This window comes from Caballeronia sp. LZ062, assembly GCF_031450785.1.
Lineage (GTDB): Bacteria > Pseudomonadota > Gammaproteobacteria > Burkholderiales > Burkholderiaceae > Caballeronia.
Genome location: NZ_JARTWB010000002.1, coordinates 2,752,700 through 2,767,977, shown reverse-complemented (window position 1 = coordinate 2,767,977; position 15,278 = coordinate 2,752,700). Strand labels below are relative to the sequence as shown.

The window sequence follows — 15,278 nt, the reverse complement described above, 5'->3', positions numbered from 1 at the left end:
GCGCCGCGCGTGGCGCGGCAGGCTTTCACAGATCGTCGAACTGGACAATTGAAATGGCGTTTTGCGAGGCTGACGGTTCGCTCGCGCACGGTTCTTCGTCGAACGCGATATCGCCTTGCGGGTCCGCCTCACCGGTTGCGCGCAGGCTCGCGAACGGAAAGAGCGCCGGATCCATCAAATGCGACGGCACCACGTTGGAAAGCGCATTGAACATGTTCTCGACGCGTCCCGGAAAACGCTTGTCCCATTCCCGAATGAGCGCCTTCATTTCCGCGCGCTTCAGGTTCGGCTGACTGCCGCACAGATTGCACGGAATGATCGGGAATTCGCGCAGTTCGGCGAACTTTTCGAGGTCCGTTTCCTTCACGTAGGCGAGCGGGCGGATCACCACGTTCTTGCCGTCGTCGGACTGCAGCTTGGGCGGCATGCCCTTCAGCTTGCCGCCGTAGAACATGTTGAGCAGCAGCGTTTGCAGAATGTCGTCGCGATGATGTCCGAGCGCGATTTTCGTCGCGCCGAGTTCGCCCGCGACGCGGTACAGAATGCCGCGCCGTAGCCGCGAGCACAGCGAGCACGTGGTCTTGCCCTCGGGCACGAGCCGCTTGACGATGCTGTACGTGTCCTGATTCTCGATGTGAAACGGAATGTCGAGCTTGGCTAAATATTCGGGCAGCACGTGCTCGGGAAAGCCCGGCTGCTTCTGATCGAGATTGACCGCGACGATCTCGAAGTCGATCGGCGCGCGCTCGCGCAGGCGCATGAGAATGTCGAGCATCGCGTAGCTGTCCTTGCCGCCGGACAGGCAGACCATGACCTTGTCGCCCTGCTCGATCATGTTGAAGTCGCCGATTGCCTGGCCGACCTGCCGCGCGATCCGCTTGAAGAGCTTGTTGTTCTCGTATGCCTCCTTCTGCTGGCGCTTGGTCAACGCCTCGCGCGCGGGCTTCTCTTCTTCTGCGTGCTCCATGGCTTCACGCGCGTTCATGCTCGTTCCTCTTTGATGCGAAAGACTTCGACGCCCACCGCGTCGCAGTCGGGATAGACGTCGGGCTTTTGCGTCGATACGGCCACCGCGCGCACGTTCGGATGCGCCAGCAAGGCGGCGGCGACGTCGTCGCACAGCGTTTCCTGAAGGTGAATGTGCCCGCGATTCACGCGCGCCGCGATGGTCGAGCGCATGAAGTCGTAATCGACCACTTCGGAGAGCTTGTCCGCGACCGGCGTGGACAGCGCGAGCGGCACGAACAACTCGACGTTGAACACCACGCGCTGCTCGCCGCGCTTTTCGAAGTCATGCACGCCGATGTTGATGCGCACTTCGTAGTTGCGCAGAAAAAGCCGCCGGCAATCGGTCAGCCGGGGATGGGAAAGTGCGGCAAGCATGGCGTTATCCAATAGTTATACGCGGCGCGGTTCAGGTTTTTTCCGCGCCGATCATGTACATCACGTCGCGCGGGCTCGGCACCAGATGCTGGCCGCCATCGACGACGAGCGTCGTGCCCGTCACGCCGTGCGCGTTCGCCAGATAGCACGCGGCCTGCGCCACGTCCGCAACCGTCGATGCGCGCTTGAGCGGCGTCACGCGATGCGCCGCTTCGAACGATTCGGGCGTCTGCGCGGCGGAAATCAACGTGAGGCCGGGTGCCAGGCCGACGACGCGCAGTTTCGGCGCGAGCGCCTGCGCGAGCGCGACGGTGGCCGTGTCGAGCGCCGCCTTCGTCAGCGTGTACGACAGGTAGTCCGGGTTCATGTTGTAGAGCTTCTGGTCGAGCACGTTGATGACGACGGCGCGCAGCGATTCGTCGTTCTCCGCGGCATCGGGCGTGGCTTCGTGCAGCGCGCGCGCGAGCGTGAGCGGCGCGGCGACATTGACGGCGGTCATCTGCATGAGCTTCTCGTAGCCGAAGTCGGCGGCGGTGTCTTCATCGAAACGCGAAGCGCAGTTCACGACGCAATGCAAAGCGCCGAACGTTTCGACGCACGCCGGCACGAGGCGCGCGACTTCCGCTTCGACGGACAGATCCGCGTTCAGCGCAACCGCGCGCCGCCCGAGTGATTTGATTTGCGCGACGGTTTCCTGCGCTTCGTGCTCCGAGCGGCCGTAATGGACGGCGACGTCCCAGCCCTGCCGCGCGAATTCCAACGCGATGCCTCGCCCGATGCGCTTTCCCGCGCCGGTCACGAGCACGGCGCGCGAGTGCGCGGATCGCGCGGGCAGGAAGGGCGCATTCGCGCCGGAAGACGGCGAATTGGCGGGAGAAAGCGGCGTGGAGGCGCTCATTTACAATACTGGGATGAATCCGAATCGACCAACCGATAGTTTACCTGCTCCCGGCCCCGACGCGCTCGCGCAATCGGCTGCGCTGACCGCAGTGATCCGCGAACGAATTGCGGCGGCGGGCGGCTGGCTGCCGTTCGACCAGTACATGGAGCTTGCGCTCTACGCGCCGGGCCTCGGCTACTACGGCGGCGGTGCGATGAAATTCGGCCGCCGCGCCGAAGACGGCAGCGATTTCATCACCGCGCCGGAACTGTCGCCGCTTTTCGCGACGACGCTAGCGCGGCCCATCGCGCAGGCGTTGCAGGACAGCGGCACGCGGCGCGTGATGGAATTCGGCGCGGGCACGGGCAAGCTCGCGGCGGGTTTGCTGACGGCGCTCGCCGAACTCGGCATGGAAATCGACGCTTACGCGATCGTCGATCTGTCCGGCGAACTGCGCGAGCGTCAGCGCGCGACGATCGAAGCGCAAGCGCCCGCTCTCGCCGCGAAGGTCGAATGGCTGGACGCGCTGCCCGATGCGTTCGAAGGCGTGGTGATCGGCAACGAAGTGCTGGACGCGATGCCGGTGCGCCTCGTCGTGCGCAAGCTCGGCGCGTGGCACGAACGCGGCGTGGTCATCCAGAACGACGGCTTTGCGTTCGACGACCGGCCGGTCACGCCGGATGCGCAGATTGAGCTGATCGACGCGGCCATCGACGAGGCGAACGACGACGAGCCTTTTGCGGAATACTTGACGGAAACGCACGAAGCGGCGCTCGGATTCACGAAGACCGTCTGCACGATGCTCACGCGCGGCGCGGCGTTTTTCATCGACTATGGCTTTCCGCGACGCGAGTTCTATCATGCGCAGCGCGCGACGGGCACGTTGATGTGTCATTTCCGGCATCGCGCGCATTCTGACCCGTTTCTCTATCCGGGCTTGCAGGATTTGACGGCGCACGTCGAGTTCACGGGCATCGCGGAAGCGGGCGTTGAGACGGGCGCGGATTTGCTCGGATTCACGTCGCAAGCGCGATTTCTGATGAACGCGGGCATCACCGATGTTCTCAGCGCGCTGGATCCTGCGGACGTGAAGCGATTTCTTCCTGCTGCGAATGCGGTGCAGAAGCTGCTTTCGGAGGCGGAAATGGGCGAGCTTTTCAAGGTGATCGCGTTTTCGCGCGGCATCGAAGGGACGCTCGATGCGTTCGCTGCGGGCGATCGCTCGCACGCGCTATGAGGCTGCGGTCATGATTCGCTGGGTGGTCACGACGTTTATCGCGCTTGCGATTCTTTCCGGGTCGATGCCTTGGCTCAGGAAGTTTGGCATTGGGCGGCTGCCCGGGGATTTCACTCTGCGGATTTTTGGGCGGGAGTATTCGTTTCCTTTTATGTCCACGGTGGTGATTTCTGTTTTACTTTCTTTGATTGCTCGGGCGCTTTGATTTTTTGCTTTTCGGCTAGCTCGCATTTGCGCTTCGTCTGCTGCCGCTTTCTTCGTGAAACTTGTATTCGTGTCGGTCTATTAGCGTTGCCCCTCCCCGGGGCGGGGGTTACTTTCTTTGCTGCTGCAAAGAAAGTAACCAAAGAAAGCAGCTTTTTTCTGAACCCCCCGAAGCACAAATTCGAGTCGCCACTTCGCAGAAGAGCATTGGCACTCAGCTTGAATCAACCTTGAATCACCTTCCGCGCCCACTGAGCGCCACGTCCTCCGAGCCCCTTGGCTCGATAAAACCAGTGGGACACTTCGGTTCTCTCGGAAGAAGTCGAACGACAACCATTGCCGTAGGCGCGGCCAAGCATGGCTCAGCTCGCCGCTGATGACGATGCTTCTGGGCATTCTCTTGCACATCGTTGCTTGGCTTGCCACGTGTTCATTTGTAAGCAGAGCCGCTGTGCCCCGAGGGTGTCGTTTGGCGGCGATGCTTGTCGCGCATCTGCTTGCACGTCGTCGCCCGGCTCGGCTGACGATTTAGCCACTTTGGGCACAGCCGTTATGTCGCGGTGAGTTCTATCGAGCCGCGAAGCGTTTGCCGGTCCTGTAGCACGCCGTTCATCACGCTCGGCTTGCAATATGTCCGTTTCTAGGGAGCCGTTGTTTCCTGTTGGTTTTGTCGAGCCAACGGGCTCGGAGGACGTGGCGCTCAGCGGGCGCGGAAGGTGATTCAGGGTTGATTCAAGCTGAGTGCCAATGTTTCTGTGCGAAGTGACCACTTGTATTCGTGCTTCGGGCGGTTCAAAAAAAAAGCTGCTTTCTTTGGTTACTTTCTTTGCAGCAGCAAAGAAAGTGACCCCCGCCCCGGGGAGGGGCAACGCTAATAGACCGACGCAAATGCAAGTTTCACGAAGGAACAAAGGGGCGTGCTAATAGACCGACACGAATACAAGTCTTACGAACGAAAGAAGAAGGAAAACAGCGCACCAATCCCCCAACGAGAACCCAAAGTTTCAAGAAGAAGAAAGCGCCCCCGCTCGGCCCCCGCGCAACACCCGCGCGACCGCCTCCACCCGCGCCTCGTGCACCGCATCCTTGATCCTTGAAGGCTCATGCGCAAACCGCTGCGCCACAGCCCCGGCATCGACCGATCTCGCCGCCACGAGCGTCTCCCGCAGCCGCTCCGCCTGCGGATACGCCTTCTGCTCCAGTCCGAGCCGCCCGCGCGCATCGGAAAGACACGCCTGTAGCGCCTCGGCAAAGCGCGCCGGCTTGCGCAGCGCATCCGCGCGTTCGAAAAGCCGGACGAGCGCCGCCGCGCCCATCTCCATCACGCGATGAATATTGCCGTGTTCCCGCGCGACGAGCATCGCCAGATCGCGGCATTCGTTCGGCACGCGCAGGCGCTCGCACAACGGCTTCAGCAAATCGACACTGCGTCCCTCGTGCCCGATGTGCCGCGGCAAGATGTCGTCGGGCGTCGTCGCCTTGCCGAGGTCGTGCGTGAGCGCGGCAAAGCGCACCGGCAGCGCAAAACCCTGCGAGGCCGCATAGTCCACGACCATCATCACGTGCACGCCCGTGTCCACTTCCGGGTGATAGTCGGCGCGCTGCGGCACGCCCCAGAGCGCATCCACTTCCGGCAGAATCCGCGCGAGCGCGCCGCAGCCGCGCAGCACCTCGAACATGCGCGACGGCCGCTTTTCCATCAGCCCGCGCGAGATTTCCTGCCACACGCGCTCGGGAACGAGCGCATCGACTTCGCCGGCTTCGACCATCTTCTTCATCAACGCCTCGGTTTCCGGCGCGACGGTGAAATCCGCAAACCGCGCCGCGAATCGCGCAAGCCGAAGTATGCGCACCGGATCTTCGATGAACGCATCGCCCACATGCCGGAAACGCTTCGCGCTCAGGTCTCTCTGTCCGTCGAATGGGTCGATCACCGGGCCGGTCAACTCGCCCGCCGCGTTGACCTCGCGCGCCATCGCGTTGATCGTGAGATCGCGGCGCGCCAGATCCTCCTCCAGCGTCACGTCCGGCGAATAGTAGAACTGGAAGCCGTGATAGCCCGCCGCCGTCTTGCGCTCGGTCCGCGCGAGCGCGTATTCCTCGTGCGTCACCGGATGAAGAAACACCGGAAAGTCCTTGCCGACGGGCTTGTATCCTTGCGCGACCATCTGCTCGGGCGTCGCGCCGACGACCACATAATCGCGATCCACCACCGGCACGCCCAGCAACGCGTCGCGGATCGCGCCGCCTACCGCGTAGATATTCATCGCGCGACGTCCTTCCTTGCTTCGTCGATCCACGCGGCCACGGCCGGCAGCGCGGTCACGCGAGCCGCATACTCGCGCGCGCATTCGCTGATGGCAGGCGCATACGAGTTGAAACGCATGACGACGGGCGCGAACATCGCGTCCGCAATGCAGAAGTCGCCGAAGAGAAACGGGCCGCCGGACTGCGCGAGACAGCCGCTCCAGATTGCGTCGATGCGCGCAATGTCCTCGAGCGTCGCAGGCGTCACGGCGATGCCGGGCTCGTGCGTCGTGATCTGCATCGGCATGTCGTGGCGCAGATCGCTAAAGCCCGCGTGCATCTCCGCGCTAATGCTGCGCGCGTGCGCGCGGGCGGCGGCATCACGCGGCCACAGCGGGTGCTGCGCAAAACGTTCCGCGAGCGTTTCCATGATGGCGAGCGATTCCCACACGGTTTCGCCCGTATCCATGACGAGGCAGGGCACCTTGCCGGATGGCGTCACATCGAGAATGTTGGCCTTGGTGCCGGGCTGGCCCAGACGGATCAAACGCTCCTCGAACGGAATGCCGAAGTGCCTGAGCAGGACCCAGGGCCGCATCGACCAGGAAGACAGATTCTTGTCGCCGATAACGAGTTTCATGCGGTCGAAAGATCAACGGTGCGCCGTGGCGCGGAAGGTATTGAAGCGCGAACGCGGCGACATGCCCGTGAGATACAGCGGCGCGATCGCCTCGATGCTCGCCGGCTCGCCGATGCCGAGTTCCGGCGCAAGCGGCCCGCTCGCGATGCTCGGCGTCTTCATCGAATCGAGATTGTCGCGGGACATGAGCGGTTCGCCGGGCGCCATTTCCAGCGTCATCGCCTGGAGACGGCCGAGGCTCTCGGGCAGCTTGACGATGCGCGCATGTTTGCCGATGGTCGCGCCCGCGAAGCGCACGAGTTCCGCGAGCGTGTACACGGCCGGGCCCGCGAGCTCGTAGACCATGCGGTTCGCGGCGTCGAGATCGAGCACGTTGACGATTGCCTTTGCGACATCGCCGACGAAAACCGGCTGAAACTGGGCGTCCGCGCACGCGAGCGGGATCACCGGAAACAGCCTTTCGAGAAATGCGAACTGGTTGAGCAGATTGTCCTCGGGACCGAAGACAACGGAACTGCGGAAAATGGTCCAGTCGAGGCCCGACTCGCGAGCCTGCTTCTCGCCGTCGCCCTTCGAGCGCAGATACATGCTCGGACCTTCGGAGTCCGCGCCGATCGCGCTCATATGAATGAGCCTGCGCACGCCTTTCGCCGCGCACGCTGCCACGATCTTGCGCGGCAGTTCGACATGCGCGCGCGCGAACTCGGGGCCGTACGGATCGCCGCGCCGCCCCTGCAACACGCCGACGAGATTGATGACCGCATCGGCTTCCGCGACGAATGCGGCGAGCTTGATGGGATCGTGCACGTCGGTTTCGAGCACGTCCACGGGCAACAGCGTCAGATGCGACGCGTTCGCGCGCCGCCGTGTGGCGATGCGGACGTTCTTGCCGAGATCGACCAGCGCGTTGACGAGATAGCTGCCGATGAAACCGGAGCCGCCGATGATCGCCACGTTCTGATGTTGCATGTTCGCCTCTTGGGTCGCGGCTGTCCGGTTGGCTGACGAATGCGGGGCTGAAATGGAGACGAGCCGCCGCGCGTGCTTCCGATGAACGGATGGCCGAGCGCGGCGGCGCGAAGCGCGCTTACGGCGCGATATAACCCAGCCGCGCCTTCAGCGATTGCGGACGGCCTTCGAACAGCGCCGCGTAATACACGGTGTTCGACAGCACGTTCTTCACGTAATCGCGCGTCTCGGAAAACGGAATGGTTTCAGCAAAAACCGCGCCCTCGACCGGCGCGCGCAAATCCTTCCGCCATTGACGCGGCCTTCCCGGACCGGCGTTGTAGCCGGCGGTGGCGAGCACCGGCGAGTTGTCGAATTGATTGTAGATCATCGACAGGTAATTCGTGCCGAGCAGGATATTGGTGTCGATGTCGTTCATCTGCGCGCGCGACAGCGAACCGAGACCAATCTTCTTCGCGACAAGCTGCGCCGTGCCGGGCATCAACTGCATGAGGCCGCCCGCACCCACGTCCGAGCGCGCGTTGATGATGAAGCGCGATTCCTGGCGAATCAGACCGTAGGCCCATTCGGTGTCGAGCCCGGTGCTTTGCGCGTCGCGCTCGACGGTCTCGCGGAACGGCGAGAGATAACGCAGCGTGAAGTCGTGCTCGGTCTTCGTCTTGTCGGCGGTGTTGACGGTGCGGTCGTACAGCTCGATGCGCTTCGCGTATTGCGCGGCGGCGAGCAGTTGACGGTCCGTCATGCTGCGCAGCGGCCAGTTCCATTCGCGATTGCCTTCCAGCCGCATGTTGAGCGCATAGAAACGCTGCGCCAGCGCGAAGCCCGGCACAGACTGCATCTGCGCGATTTCGGCGTCCGAGACGCTCGTGCGCGGCGGCAGCGTGATCTTCTGGCCGAGCTCTTCCAGCGCGAGCTGGCCGTAGAAGTTGTATTGATCCGCGATGCTCTGGAATTCCTGATTGGCCGTGGCCGCGTCGCCCGCCTGCTTGACGGCGCGCGCATGCCAGTAGACCCATGCGGGCTGACTGCGCAGCGTGGGCGGCATCTGCTCGATGGACCAGCGCACCATGTTCCAGTCGCCCGCCAGCAGCGCGCTGCGCGTGCGCCATTCGTAGGCCGGATTCGACAACGGCGCGTTCGCCGACAGCCGATACCAGTCCGCCGCCGACGGCATGCGCTTCAACGCCGCCTGGTAGCCGATGGTGCCCCAGCCGATGGCGCGCTCCGCAGGCGTGAGGCCCGGCGCGACGGAACTGAACGTGGCCGCAGCCATCGCCGGATCGTTGCGCGCCATGCGCGTGATCGCGAGCAGCGTCAGCTGATGCGCCGGCGTGTTCGGCATGACGCCGCGCGCGAGATAAAGCGGCGGCTTGTTCACGGCGTTGTCGAGCAGTTCCGGCTTCGGGCGCTCCTGGCCGAGCGCATCGACGATATTCGCGCCGGTCGTCGTGTAGTTCTGCTCATAGGCGAGGCGAATCTGCTGCCAGATGTCGTCGCTCGAGAACTGGCCGGACTCCGCGAGCGCCGCGATCAGATCGACGCAGCCGTCGCCGTACCATTTCGGATCGACGAGCAGCGCGCGCGCCGCCTCCGTGATATTTTCGCCGCGCGACTGGCGCGCTTCGAGCGCATAGCATTTGACTTGCGTGTCGTCATTCAGCACGAAGCGCGAATACTGCTGCTCGAAGTTGCGCCAGTCGTGACGGCCGCCGAGCACCACGAGGTAGTCGTTGCGCATGCGGTCGGCAATGGCCTGACCGTCGTAGCGTTGCAGGAACGAGAGCACCGGCGCATCCGGCGCGTCCGGGCGCGCGTGGCCTTGCGCATCGAAAAGCTGCGGCTTGATCGTGAAGTACTCGACGTAACCCGGCGCCGGATAATTCGGAATCTGCGCGGCGAGGCCGGCGGCACGGCCGGCGTCGTTCGCTCGGGACGCCTCGCGCAACTGCATGAAGACGCGATCGTCGGAGGACGGCGAAAAGTCGGCGTCCGGGCGGACGGCCGAGGCCGTTCCGCAGGCGACGAGCGTCGCGGCGGCCAGGACGTAGCCGACCGCAAGATATACTCGGTTGAAGCGTTTTGACATCGTTATTACTGGAGCGCGAGGTGGTCCAAAGATCGGTTGAAAGCATAGCACGCAACGTTTGCGCGGAACCGGTCCGCGCGGAGCCGAAGAGCGCGCTGCGCGCCACGCTGCTCGCGCGTCGCGAAGCGCAGCCCGAAGACCCCGCGCAAGCGGCGCGTAATGCGGCACTGGGCGACCGGCTGCGCGTGCTGCTCGACGAGCGCGCGGCGAAATGCGTCGGCTTTTATTGGCCGGTGGCGGGCGAATTCGACGCACGCGCGGTCATCGCGGATTGGCTCGCATCGGACGACGGTCGCGAGGCCGCATTGCCGGTCGTCGTGCAGCCGCATGCGCCGATGGCCTTTCACGCCTGGCACGCGCAATCGCCCATGAAGGCTGGCCGCTATCGCATTCCGGTACCGGAAGAAGAGAGAGTCGTGGTGCCGGAATTGCTGCTCGTGCCGTGCGTCGGTTTCGATGTGGAACGGTATCGCCTCGGCTACGGGGGCGGTTATTACGACCGCACGCTGGCCGCGTGGCCGGTCGCGAAGAAGCCTGCGACCATCGGCATAGCGTATGAAATGGGCAAGCTCGGCGCTCTGCCGCGCGAATCGCACGACATGCCGCTCGATGCGATCGTCACCGAAGCGGCGCGCTACTGAACCGCGCTTACAGCGACGCCGCCGCGCGCGCGGCGGTGTCATAGAGGCCGGATGCGTTGCGCATCAACTGGGCGGCCTCGCCGATCTGCTCGTTGGTCAGCCGGCTTTCGCGCAGCGCGGAGATCAGGCAGCTTTCCCGCACTTCGCGATACTTGCCGCACAACTCGCGCCCTGCCGGCGTCGCGGTGAAGAACACTTCTTTGCCGCTTTTCTCGCTCGTCACGTAGCCGCGCGCCACGAGTTTCTTGAGCGCGTAGGTCGCCACGTGCGTGTCTTCGATGTTCAGCACGAAGCAAATGTCCGCGAGCTTCTTCTTGCGGTCGCGATGGTTCACGTGATGCAAGAGCGACACTTCCACCGCCGTCATGTCCTTCGCGCCCGCCGCCGACATACAGCGCACCATCCATCGGTTGAACGCGTTGCTCGCCATGATGAGCGCGTACTCGAATTCCGAGAGTTCCGCGCTGGTTTCGGAGACGAGGTGCTCGGACGACACGATCTTGGTAGGGTGACGCGACATGGCGATGACCGTAGAAAAGTGCGTCGCAGTGTAGCGCAATGCGTTCGCGCGACACTCGAGACAAACGCGTATTGATAATTTCTTGATAATTTATTGACAATGTAACATTCCGAGACAACGGGCGATGCGGTCATTCGCAAATGCGCCCGCTGTGCCCGAAGGACACATCGAACGCATGACGACACCACGAATCTATCCGCTCGGCGAAAGCGCGCTGGTCTGCGATATCGCGCCGCCCGCCACGATCGACTGCCAGCGCCGCGTCTGGACGCTGGCGGATTACGCGCGCCTCTTGCCGCACGTCGTGGAAGTCGTGCCGGGCATGAACAATCTGACGATCGTCTTCGATCCGCTGGAAGCCGACTACGAAAGCCTCGCGGCGCAACTCGAAGCCCAATGGGACGTCGCCGGCCACGCCGACACGGAAGGCACGCAGATCGACATTCCGGTGCGCTACGGCGGCGACGACGGCCCCGACCTCGCGGCGCTGGCCGAGCACGTCGGCTTGTCGGTCGATGAAGTCGTGAAGCGTCACACGCAAGCCGAATACATCGTGTTCTTTCTCGGCTTTCAGCCGGGCTTCGCGTATCTCGGCGGGCTCGATCCCGCGCTGCACATGCCGCGCCGCCGCGAGCCGCGCCTGGAAGTGCCGGCGGGATCGGTCGGCATCGGCGGGGCGCAGACGGGCATCTATCCGGCGACCTCGCCGGGCGGATGGCAACTGCTCGGCCGCACGGACGTGAAGCTCTTCGACCCGACGCGCAATCCGCCGACGCTCATGCAGCCCGGCGACCGCGTGCGCTTCACCGCAGTGGAGGTGCGCGCATGATCGACGTGATTCGCGCGGGCGTGCTCTCCTCGGTGCAGGATCTCGGCCGCCACGGCTATCGGCATCTGGGCGTCAGTTCGGGCGGTGCGCTCGATGCGCTGTCGCTCGAAATCGGCAATCGCATTGTCGGCAACCGGCCGGATGCGGCGGGCATCGAAGTCACATTCGGGCCGACCGTGCTGCGCTTCAAGCGCGCGACGCGCATCGCGATCACGGGCACGGATTTCGGCGCGACGCTCGACGACGTGCCGGTCTATTCGTGGTGGAGCCTGCCCGTGCGCGCGGGCCAGGAACTGACGCTGCGGGCGGCGAAGCGCGGCATGCGCTGCTATGTGTGCATCGCGGGCGGCATCGACGTGTTGCCGATGCTCGGCTCGCGCAGCACCGATCTCGGCGCCTGCTTCGGCGGACTCGGCGGACGCGCGTTGCGCGACGGCGACCGCTTGCCGGTGGGCGTGCCGCAGCCGCACAAGGGCATCGCGTTTTCGCCGGAAGAACCGGCGTTCGGCGTGAAAGCGCCTGCGTGGTGCAAGTTCGTTCTCGTCGATGAACCCGTGCGCCGTGGCCGCCACGCGCCCGGCCTCGCGTGGGCCGCGCCGATCCGCGTGCTGCGCGGCCCGGAGTACGCGAGCTTCACCGACGAAGCGCAGCGCGACTTCTGGAACGACGAATGGACCATCACGCCGAACAGCAACCGCATGGGCTTCCGGCTCGCGGGCACGCCGCTCGAACGCAGCGCCAAGACCGAGTTGCTGTCGCACGCGGTGCTGCCGGGCACGATTCAGGTTCCGCCGAACGGCCAGCCGATCATCCTGATGGGCGACGCGCAGACCACGGGCGGCTATCCGAAGATCGGCGCGGTCATCAAGGCCGACTTGTGGAAGCTCGCGCAAGTGCGGCTGAACGGCGGCGTGCGCTTTGTCGAGACATCCGTTGAGGAAGCGCGCCACGCGCTCGCGGAAGAACGCCAGTATGTAAGCCAGGTGGAAACGGCCATCGCCATGCACGAAGAACGCATCGGGCGATGACAGACAACTCAACGCAACGACTACTTCCAACGACATCATCATGCAGATCGATCTGAACGCCGATCTCGGCGAAGGCTGCGGCTCCGACGAAGCATTGCTCGACCTCGTCAGTTCCGCGAACATCGCGTGCGGCTGGCATGCGGGCGGCGCGACCGCCATGCGCGATTGCGTGCGCTGGGCGGTGCAAAAAGGCGTCGCGATCGGCGCGCATCCGAGCTTCAACGATCCGGAGAACTTCGGCCGCAAGGAAATGGACCTGCCGCCCGACGAAATCTATGCGGGCGTGCTGTATCAACTGGGCGCGCTCGCGGCCATCGCGAAAGCGGAAGGCGGGCGCATCGCGCACGTGAAGCCGCACGGCGCGCTCTACAACCAGGCGGCGAAGACGCCGGAAATCGCGGATGCCATCGCCGCCGCCGTGCGCGACTTCGATCCGTCGCTGCTCGTGTTCGGTCTCGCCAATAGCGGCCTGATCGATGCCGCGCGGCGCGCGGGGCTCGTCGCCATCGAAGAAGTGTTCGCGGATCGCGGTTATCGCGCGGACGGTTCGCTCGTGCCGCGCAAGGAGCCGGGCGCGCTGCTCGACGACGAAGACGCCGTGCTCGAACGCACGCTGTCGATGGTCCGCGATCAGCGCGTGCAGGCCGTCTCGGGCGACTGGGTGCCGCTCAACGCGCAGACCATCTGCCTGCACGGCGACGGCGAGCACGCGCTGGCGTTCGCTCGGCGCATTCGCGGCGCGCTCGCGGACGCGGGCATCGGCGTCCGCGCCGCTCAAGCCGCCTGAACCTTTTTTGAAGCATCGAACGCCCCGCCTTGCCGGGGCGTTTTAGCAAGCGGCCGCACGAGCCGCGCGTCGTTCGCTGTCACCACGCGCCCGCATCGAGGCGCGATGTTTGAATCGACAAACCGTTTGGAGATCTCATGGCAACCTCAGTCAGTTTATGGCCGCTCATCGGCGTGGCCGTCATCATCGTGGGCTTCGTGCTGCGCTTCAATCCGATGCTGATCGTGGCCGCCGCCGCGATCGTCACCGGCCTGGCCGCGCACTTTCCGCCCGAGCGCATTCTCACGGCCATCGGCAGCGGCTTTCTCAAGACGCGCAACATTCCGCTCATCATCCTGCTGCCGCTCGCGGTGATCGGTCTGCTCGAACGTCACGGGCTGCGCGAGCGCGCGCAGATCTGGATCTCGAGCATTCGCGCGGCGACGGCCGGGCGTCTCCTGATCGTTTATCTCCTCGTGCGTGAACTGACGGCGGCGGTCGGGCTGACCGGCCTGGGCGGTCATCCGCAGATGGTGCGGCCGCTCCTCGCGCCGATGGCCGAAGGCGCAACCGAAGCGCGTCACGGCAAGCTCTCGGACGCGGTGCGCTTCAAGCTGCGCGCCTACGCGGCGGCGACCGACAACGTGGGCCTCTTCTTCGGCGAAGACATTTTCGTGGCGTTCGGCGCGATCGTGCTGATGGTCACGTTCCTGAAGGAACTTGGCATCGTCGTGGAACCGATGCACGTCGCCGTCTGGGGCATCCCGACGGCCATCTGCGCGTTCCTGATCCACGGCTTCCGGCTGTGGCTGCTCGACCGCCAACTGACGCGCGACCTCGACGCACTGACGCGCAACGTCGCGGGAGAAAAGGCATGACGCTCACCATCAACTATCTGTTCTATCTCGTCGGCATTGTGCTCGTGGTCGTCGCGGGCATGATCCTCACGGACAAGTCGCATCCGCGGCGGCTTTCGGCGGGCACGTTCTGGCTCGTCTATGCGCTCATCTTCCTGATCGGCGACTGGCTGCCGGTGTCGGTCGTCGGCGTGCTGGTCGTGGCGATGGCGCTGATCGCGGGCTTCGGCGGCGTGACCGGCGCGAAGCCCAAGATGCTCTCCGACGAAACGCGCCGCCAGAGCGCCATGCGCCTCGGCAACAAGCTCTTCGTGCCCGCGCTGACGATTCCGGTCGTCACCGTGATTCTGACGCTTAGCGCGAGCCATCTCGTGTTCGGCGGCAAGCCACTGATCGAACTGAAGAACGTGACGCTGATCGGCTTCGGCATCGGCTGCGTGATCGCGCTGGCGGTGGCGTGCGTGATGACGCGCGATACCGTCGGCCAGTCGATGCGCGAAACGCGCCGCCTGATCGACGCGCTGTCGTGGGCCGCGGTTCTGCCGCAAATGCTCGGCATGCTCGGGCTCGTGTTCTCGGACGCGGGCGTCGGCAAGGCCGTCGCGCACGTCACGACGGCATACGTGAACATGGATTACCGGCTCGTCGCGGTGGCGGTGTACTGCATCGGCATGGCGCTTTTCACGATGGTGATGGGCAATGGCTTCGCCGCGTTTCCGGTGATGACGGGCGGCGTCGGCGTGCCGATTCTCGTCGGCGTGTTCCACGGCAATCCCGCGACGATGGTCGCCATCGGCATGTTTTCGGGCTATTGCGGCACGTTGATGACGCCGATGGCCGCGAACTTCAACATCGTGCCCGCCGCGCTCCTGGAGTTGCCGGACAAGAACGCCGTTATCAAGGTGCAGGTGCCGACGGCGCTCACGTTGCTGATCGTGAACATCTTCTTGCTGAACTGGCTGATGTTCATTTGATGCGGCAGTCGCGCTTG

Annotated in this window: 16 protein-coding genes; 8 read left to right on the top strand and 8 right to left on the bottom strand. The window is 64.5% G+C overall.

Translation table 11 applies throughout. The features are described 5' to 3' along the window. Positions 1 to 25: 25 nt before the first annotated feature. From ttcA to P9239_RS18945, 3 genes are read right to left on the bottom strand one after another with little or no spacing between them, the layout of a single operon-like run. Entirely contained in the window at positions 26 to 985 is a 960-nt protein-coding gene (gene ttcA / locus P9239_RS18955) for a tRNA 2-thiocytidine(32) synthetase TtcA (protein WP_309753622.1), read from the bottom strand. Next, the gene (locus P9239_RS18950) at positions 982 to 1,383 is read right to left on the bottom strand and encodes a dihydroneopterin aldolase (protein WP_175938461.1); all 402 of its coding nucleotides are present in this window, start codon (positions 1,381 to 1,383) and stop codon (positions 982 to 984) included. The genes ttcA and P9239_RS18950 overlap by 4 nt, the downstream gene beginning before the upstream one ends. Positions 1,384 to 1,414: 31 nt before the next feature. Then, entirely contained in the window at positions 1,415 to 2,281 is an 867-nt protein-coding gene (locus P9239_RS18945; RefSeq protein ID WP_309753619.1) for an SDR family oxidoreductase, read from the bottom strand. Between the two features lie 13 nt (positions 2,282 to 2,294). Between P9239_RS18945 and P9239_RS18940 the strand changes: the two genes are divergently transcribed. Further along, entirely contained in the window at positions 2,295 to 3,500 is a 1,206-nt protein-coding gene (locus P9239_RS18940; RefSeq protein WP_309753618.1) for an SAM-dependent methyltransferase, read from the top strand. A gap of 10 nt (positions 3,501 to 3,510) precedes the next feature. Beyond that, entirely contained in the window at positions 3,511 to 3,705 is a 195-nt protein-coding gene (locus P9239_RS18935; protein WP_309753616.1) for a DUF2905 domain-containing protein, read from the top strand. A 1,003-nt stretch (positions 3,706 to 4,708) separates the two neighbouring features. On the opposite strand, the gene P9239_RS18930 is transcribed toward P9239_RS18935, so the two are convergent. The 4 genes from P9239_RS18930 to P9239_RS18915 form a co-directional block, all read right to left on the bottom strand. Continuing rightward, positions 4,709 to 5,971, bottom strand: coding sequence for a multifunctional CCA addition/repair protein (locus P9239_RS18930; RefSeq protein WP_309753614.1), 1,263 nt, complete (start codon positions 5,969 to 5,971; stop codon positions 4,709 to 4,711). Next, entirely contained in the window at positions 5,968 to 6,591 is a 624-nt protein-coding gene (locus P9239_RS18925; protein ID WP_309753612.1) for a glutathione S-transferase family protein, read from the bottom strand. The genes P9239_RS18930 and P9239_RS18925 overlap by 4 nt, the downstream gene beginning before the upstream one ends. A gap of 12 nt (positions 6,592 to 6,603) precedes the next feature. After that, on the bottom strand, positions 6,604 to 7,560 hold the full coding sequence (locus P9239_RS18920) for a complex I NDUFA9 subunit family protein (protein WP_309753611.1): 957 nt from the start codon (positions 7,558 to 7,560) through the stop codon (positions 6,604 to 6,606). 118 nt (positions 7,561 to 7,678) lie between these two features. Then, the gene (locus P9239_RS18915) at positions 7,679 to 9,646 is read right to left on the bottom strand and encodes a transglycosylase SLT domain-containing protein (RefSeq protein WP_309753609.1); all 1,968 of its coding nucleotides are present in this window, start codon (positions 9,644 to 9,646) and stop codon (positions 7,679 to 7,681) included. An 8-nt stretch (positions 9,647 to 9,654) separates the two neighbouring features. Here P9239_RS18915 and P9239_RS18910 point away from each other — a divergent pair, with 8 nt between their 5' ends. Beyond that, positions 9,655 to 10,287 (top strand): 5-formyltetrahydrofolate cyclo-ligase, encoded by a 633-nt coding sequence (locus tag P9239_RS18910; protein WP_404980106.1) that lies wholly within the window; start codon positions 9,655 to 9,657, stop codon positions 10,285 to 10,287. A 7-nt stretch (positions 10,288 to 10,294) separates the two neighbouring features. Here the strand turns inward: P9239_RS18910 and P9239_RS18905 are convergent, their stop codons facing one another. Next, positions 10,295 to 10,807, bottom strand: coding sequence for a winged helix DNA-binding protein (locus P9239_RS18905; RefSeq protein WP_159837272.1), 513 nt, complete (start codon positions 10,805 to 10,807; stop codon positions 10,295 to 10,297). 175 nt (positions 10,808 to 10,982) lie between these two features. Here P9239_RS18905 and pxpB point away from each other — a divergent pair, with 175 nt between their 5' ends. The 5 genes from pxpB to P9239_RS18880 all read left to right on the top strand — a co-directional run bounded on the left by pxpB (position 10,983) and on the right by P9239_RS18880 (position 15,261). After that, positions 10,983 to 11,636, top strand: coding sequence for a 5-oxoprolinase subunit PxpB (pxpB, locus tag P9239_RS18900; RefSeq protein ID WP_309753602.1), 654 nt, complete (start codon positions 10,983 to 10,985; stop codon positions 11,634 to 11,636). After that, complete coding sequence (locus P9239_RS18895) at positions 11,633 to 12,664, top strand: biotin-dependent carboxyltransferase family protein (protein WP_309753600.1); 1,032 nt, start codon at positions 11,633 to 11,635, stop codon at positions 12,662 to 12,664. The genes pxpB and P9239_RS18895 overlap by 4 nt, the downstream gene beginning before the upstream one ends. A gap of 40 nt (positions 12,665 to 12,704) precedes the next feature. Then, complete coding sequence (pxpA, locus tag P9239_RS18890; protein ID WP_244847453.1) at positions 12,705 to 13,451, top strand: 5-oxoprolinase subunit PxpA; 747 nt, start codon at positions 12,705 to 12,707, stop codon at positions 13,449 to 13,451. Positions 13,452 to 13,588: 137 nt separating this feature from the next. Further along, on the top strand, positions 13,589 to 14,308 hold the full coding sequence (locus tag P9239_RS18885; protein ID WP_309753596.1) for a DUF969 domain-containing protein: 720 nt from the start codon (positions 13,589 to 13,591) through the stop codon (positions 14,306 to 14,308). Then, positions 14,305 to 15,261 (top strand): DUF979 domain-containing protein, encoded by a 957-nt coding sequence (locus tag P9239_RS18880; protein WP_309753595.1) that lies wholly within the window; start codon positions 14,305 to 14,307, stop codon positions 15,259 to 15,261. The genes P9239_RS18885 and P9239_RS18880 overlap by 4 nt, the downstream gene beginning before the upstream one ends. Positions 15,262 to 15,278 lie beyond the last annotated feature (17 nt).

Excerpts from the sequence above, each read along its gene's own strand:
- ttcA (WP_309753622.1), bottom strand. The coding sequence starts at position 985 with ATGAACGCGCGTGAAGCCATGGAGCACGCAGAAGAAGAGAAGCCCGCG.
- P9239_RS18950 (WP_175938461.1), bottom strand. The coding sequence starts at position 1,383 with ATGCTTGCCGCACTTTCCCATCCCCGGCTGACCGATTGCCGGCGGCTT.
- P9239_RS18945 (WP_309753619.1), bottom strand. The coding sequence starts at position 2,281 with ATGAGCGCCTCCACGCCGCTTTCTCCCGCCAATTCGCCGTCTTCCGGC.
- P9239_RS18940 (WP_309753618.1), top strand. The coding sequence starts at position 2,295 with ATGAATCCGAATCGACCAACCGATAGTTTACCTGCTCCCGGCCCCGAC.
- P9239_RS18935 (WP_309753616.1), top strand. The coding sequence starts at position 3,511 with ATGATTCGCTGGGTGGTCACGACGTTTATCGCGCTTGCGATTCTTTCC.
- P9239_RS18930 (WP_309753614.1), bottom strand. The coding sequence starts at position 5,971 with ATGAATATCTACGCGGTAGGCGGCGCGATCCGCGACGCGTTGCTGGGC.
- P9239_RS18925 (WP_309753612.1), bottom strand. The coding sequence starts at position 6,591 with ATGAAACTCGTTATCGGCGACAAGAATCTGTCTTCCTGGTCGATGCGG.
- P9239_RS18920 (WP_309753611.1), bottom strand. The coding sequence starts at position 7,560 with ATGCAACATCAGAACGTGGCGATCATCGGCGGCTCCGGTTTCATCGGC.
- P9239_RS18915 (WP_309753609.1), bottom strand. The coding sequence starts at position 9,646 with ATGTCAAAACGCTTCAACCGAGTATATCTTGCGGTCGGCTACGTCCTG.
- P9239_RS18905 (WP_159837272.1), bottom strand. The coding sequence starts at position 10,807 with ATGTCGCGTCACCCTACCAAGATCGTGTCGTCCGAGCACCTCGTCTCC.
- pxpB (WP_309753602.1), top strand. The coding sequence starts at position 10,983 with ATGACGACACCACGAATCTATCCGCTCGGCGAAAGCGCGCTGGTCTGC.
- P9239_RS18895 (WP_309753600.1), top strand. The coding sequence starts at position 11,633 with ATGATCGACGTGATTCGCGCGGGCGTGCTCTCCTCGGTGCAGGATCTC.
- pxpA (WP_244847453.1), top strand. The coding sequence starts at position 12,705 with ATGCAGATCGATCTGAACGCCGATCTCGGCGAAGGCTGCGGCTCCGAC.
- P9239_RS18885 (WP_309753596.1), top strand. The coding sequence starts at position 13,589 with ATGGCAACCTCAGTCAGTTTATGGCCGCTCATCGGCGTGGCCGTCATC.
- P9239_RS18880 (WP_309753595.1), top strand. The coding sequence starts at position 14,305 with ATGACGCTCACCATCAACTATCTGTTCTATCTCGTCGGCATTGTGCTC.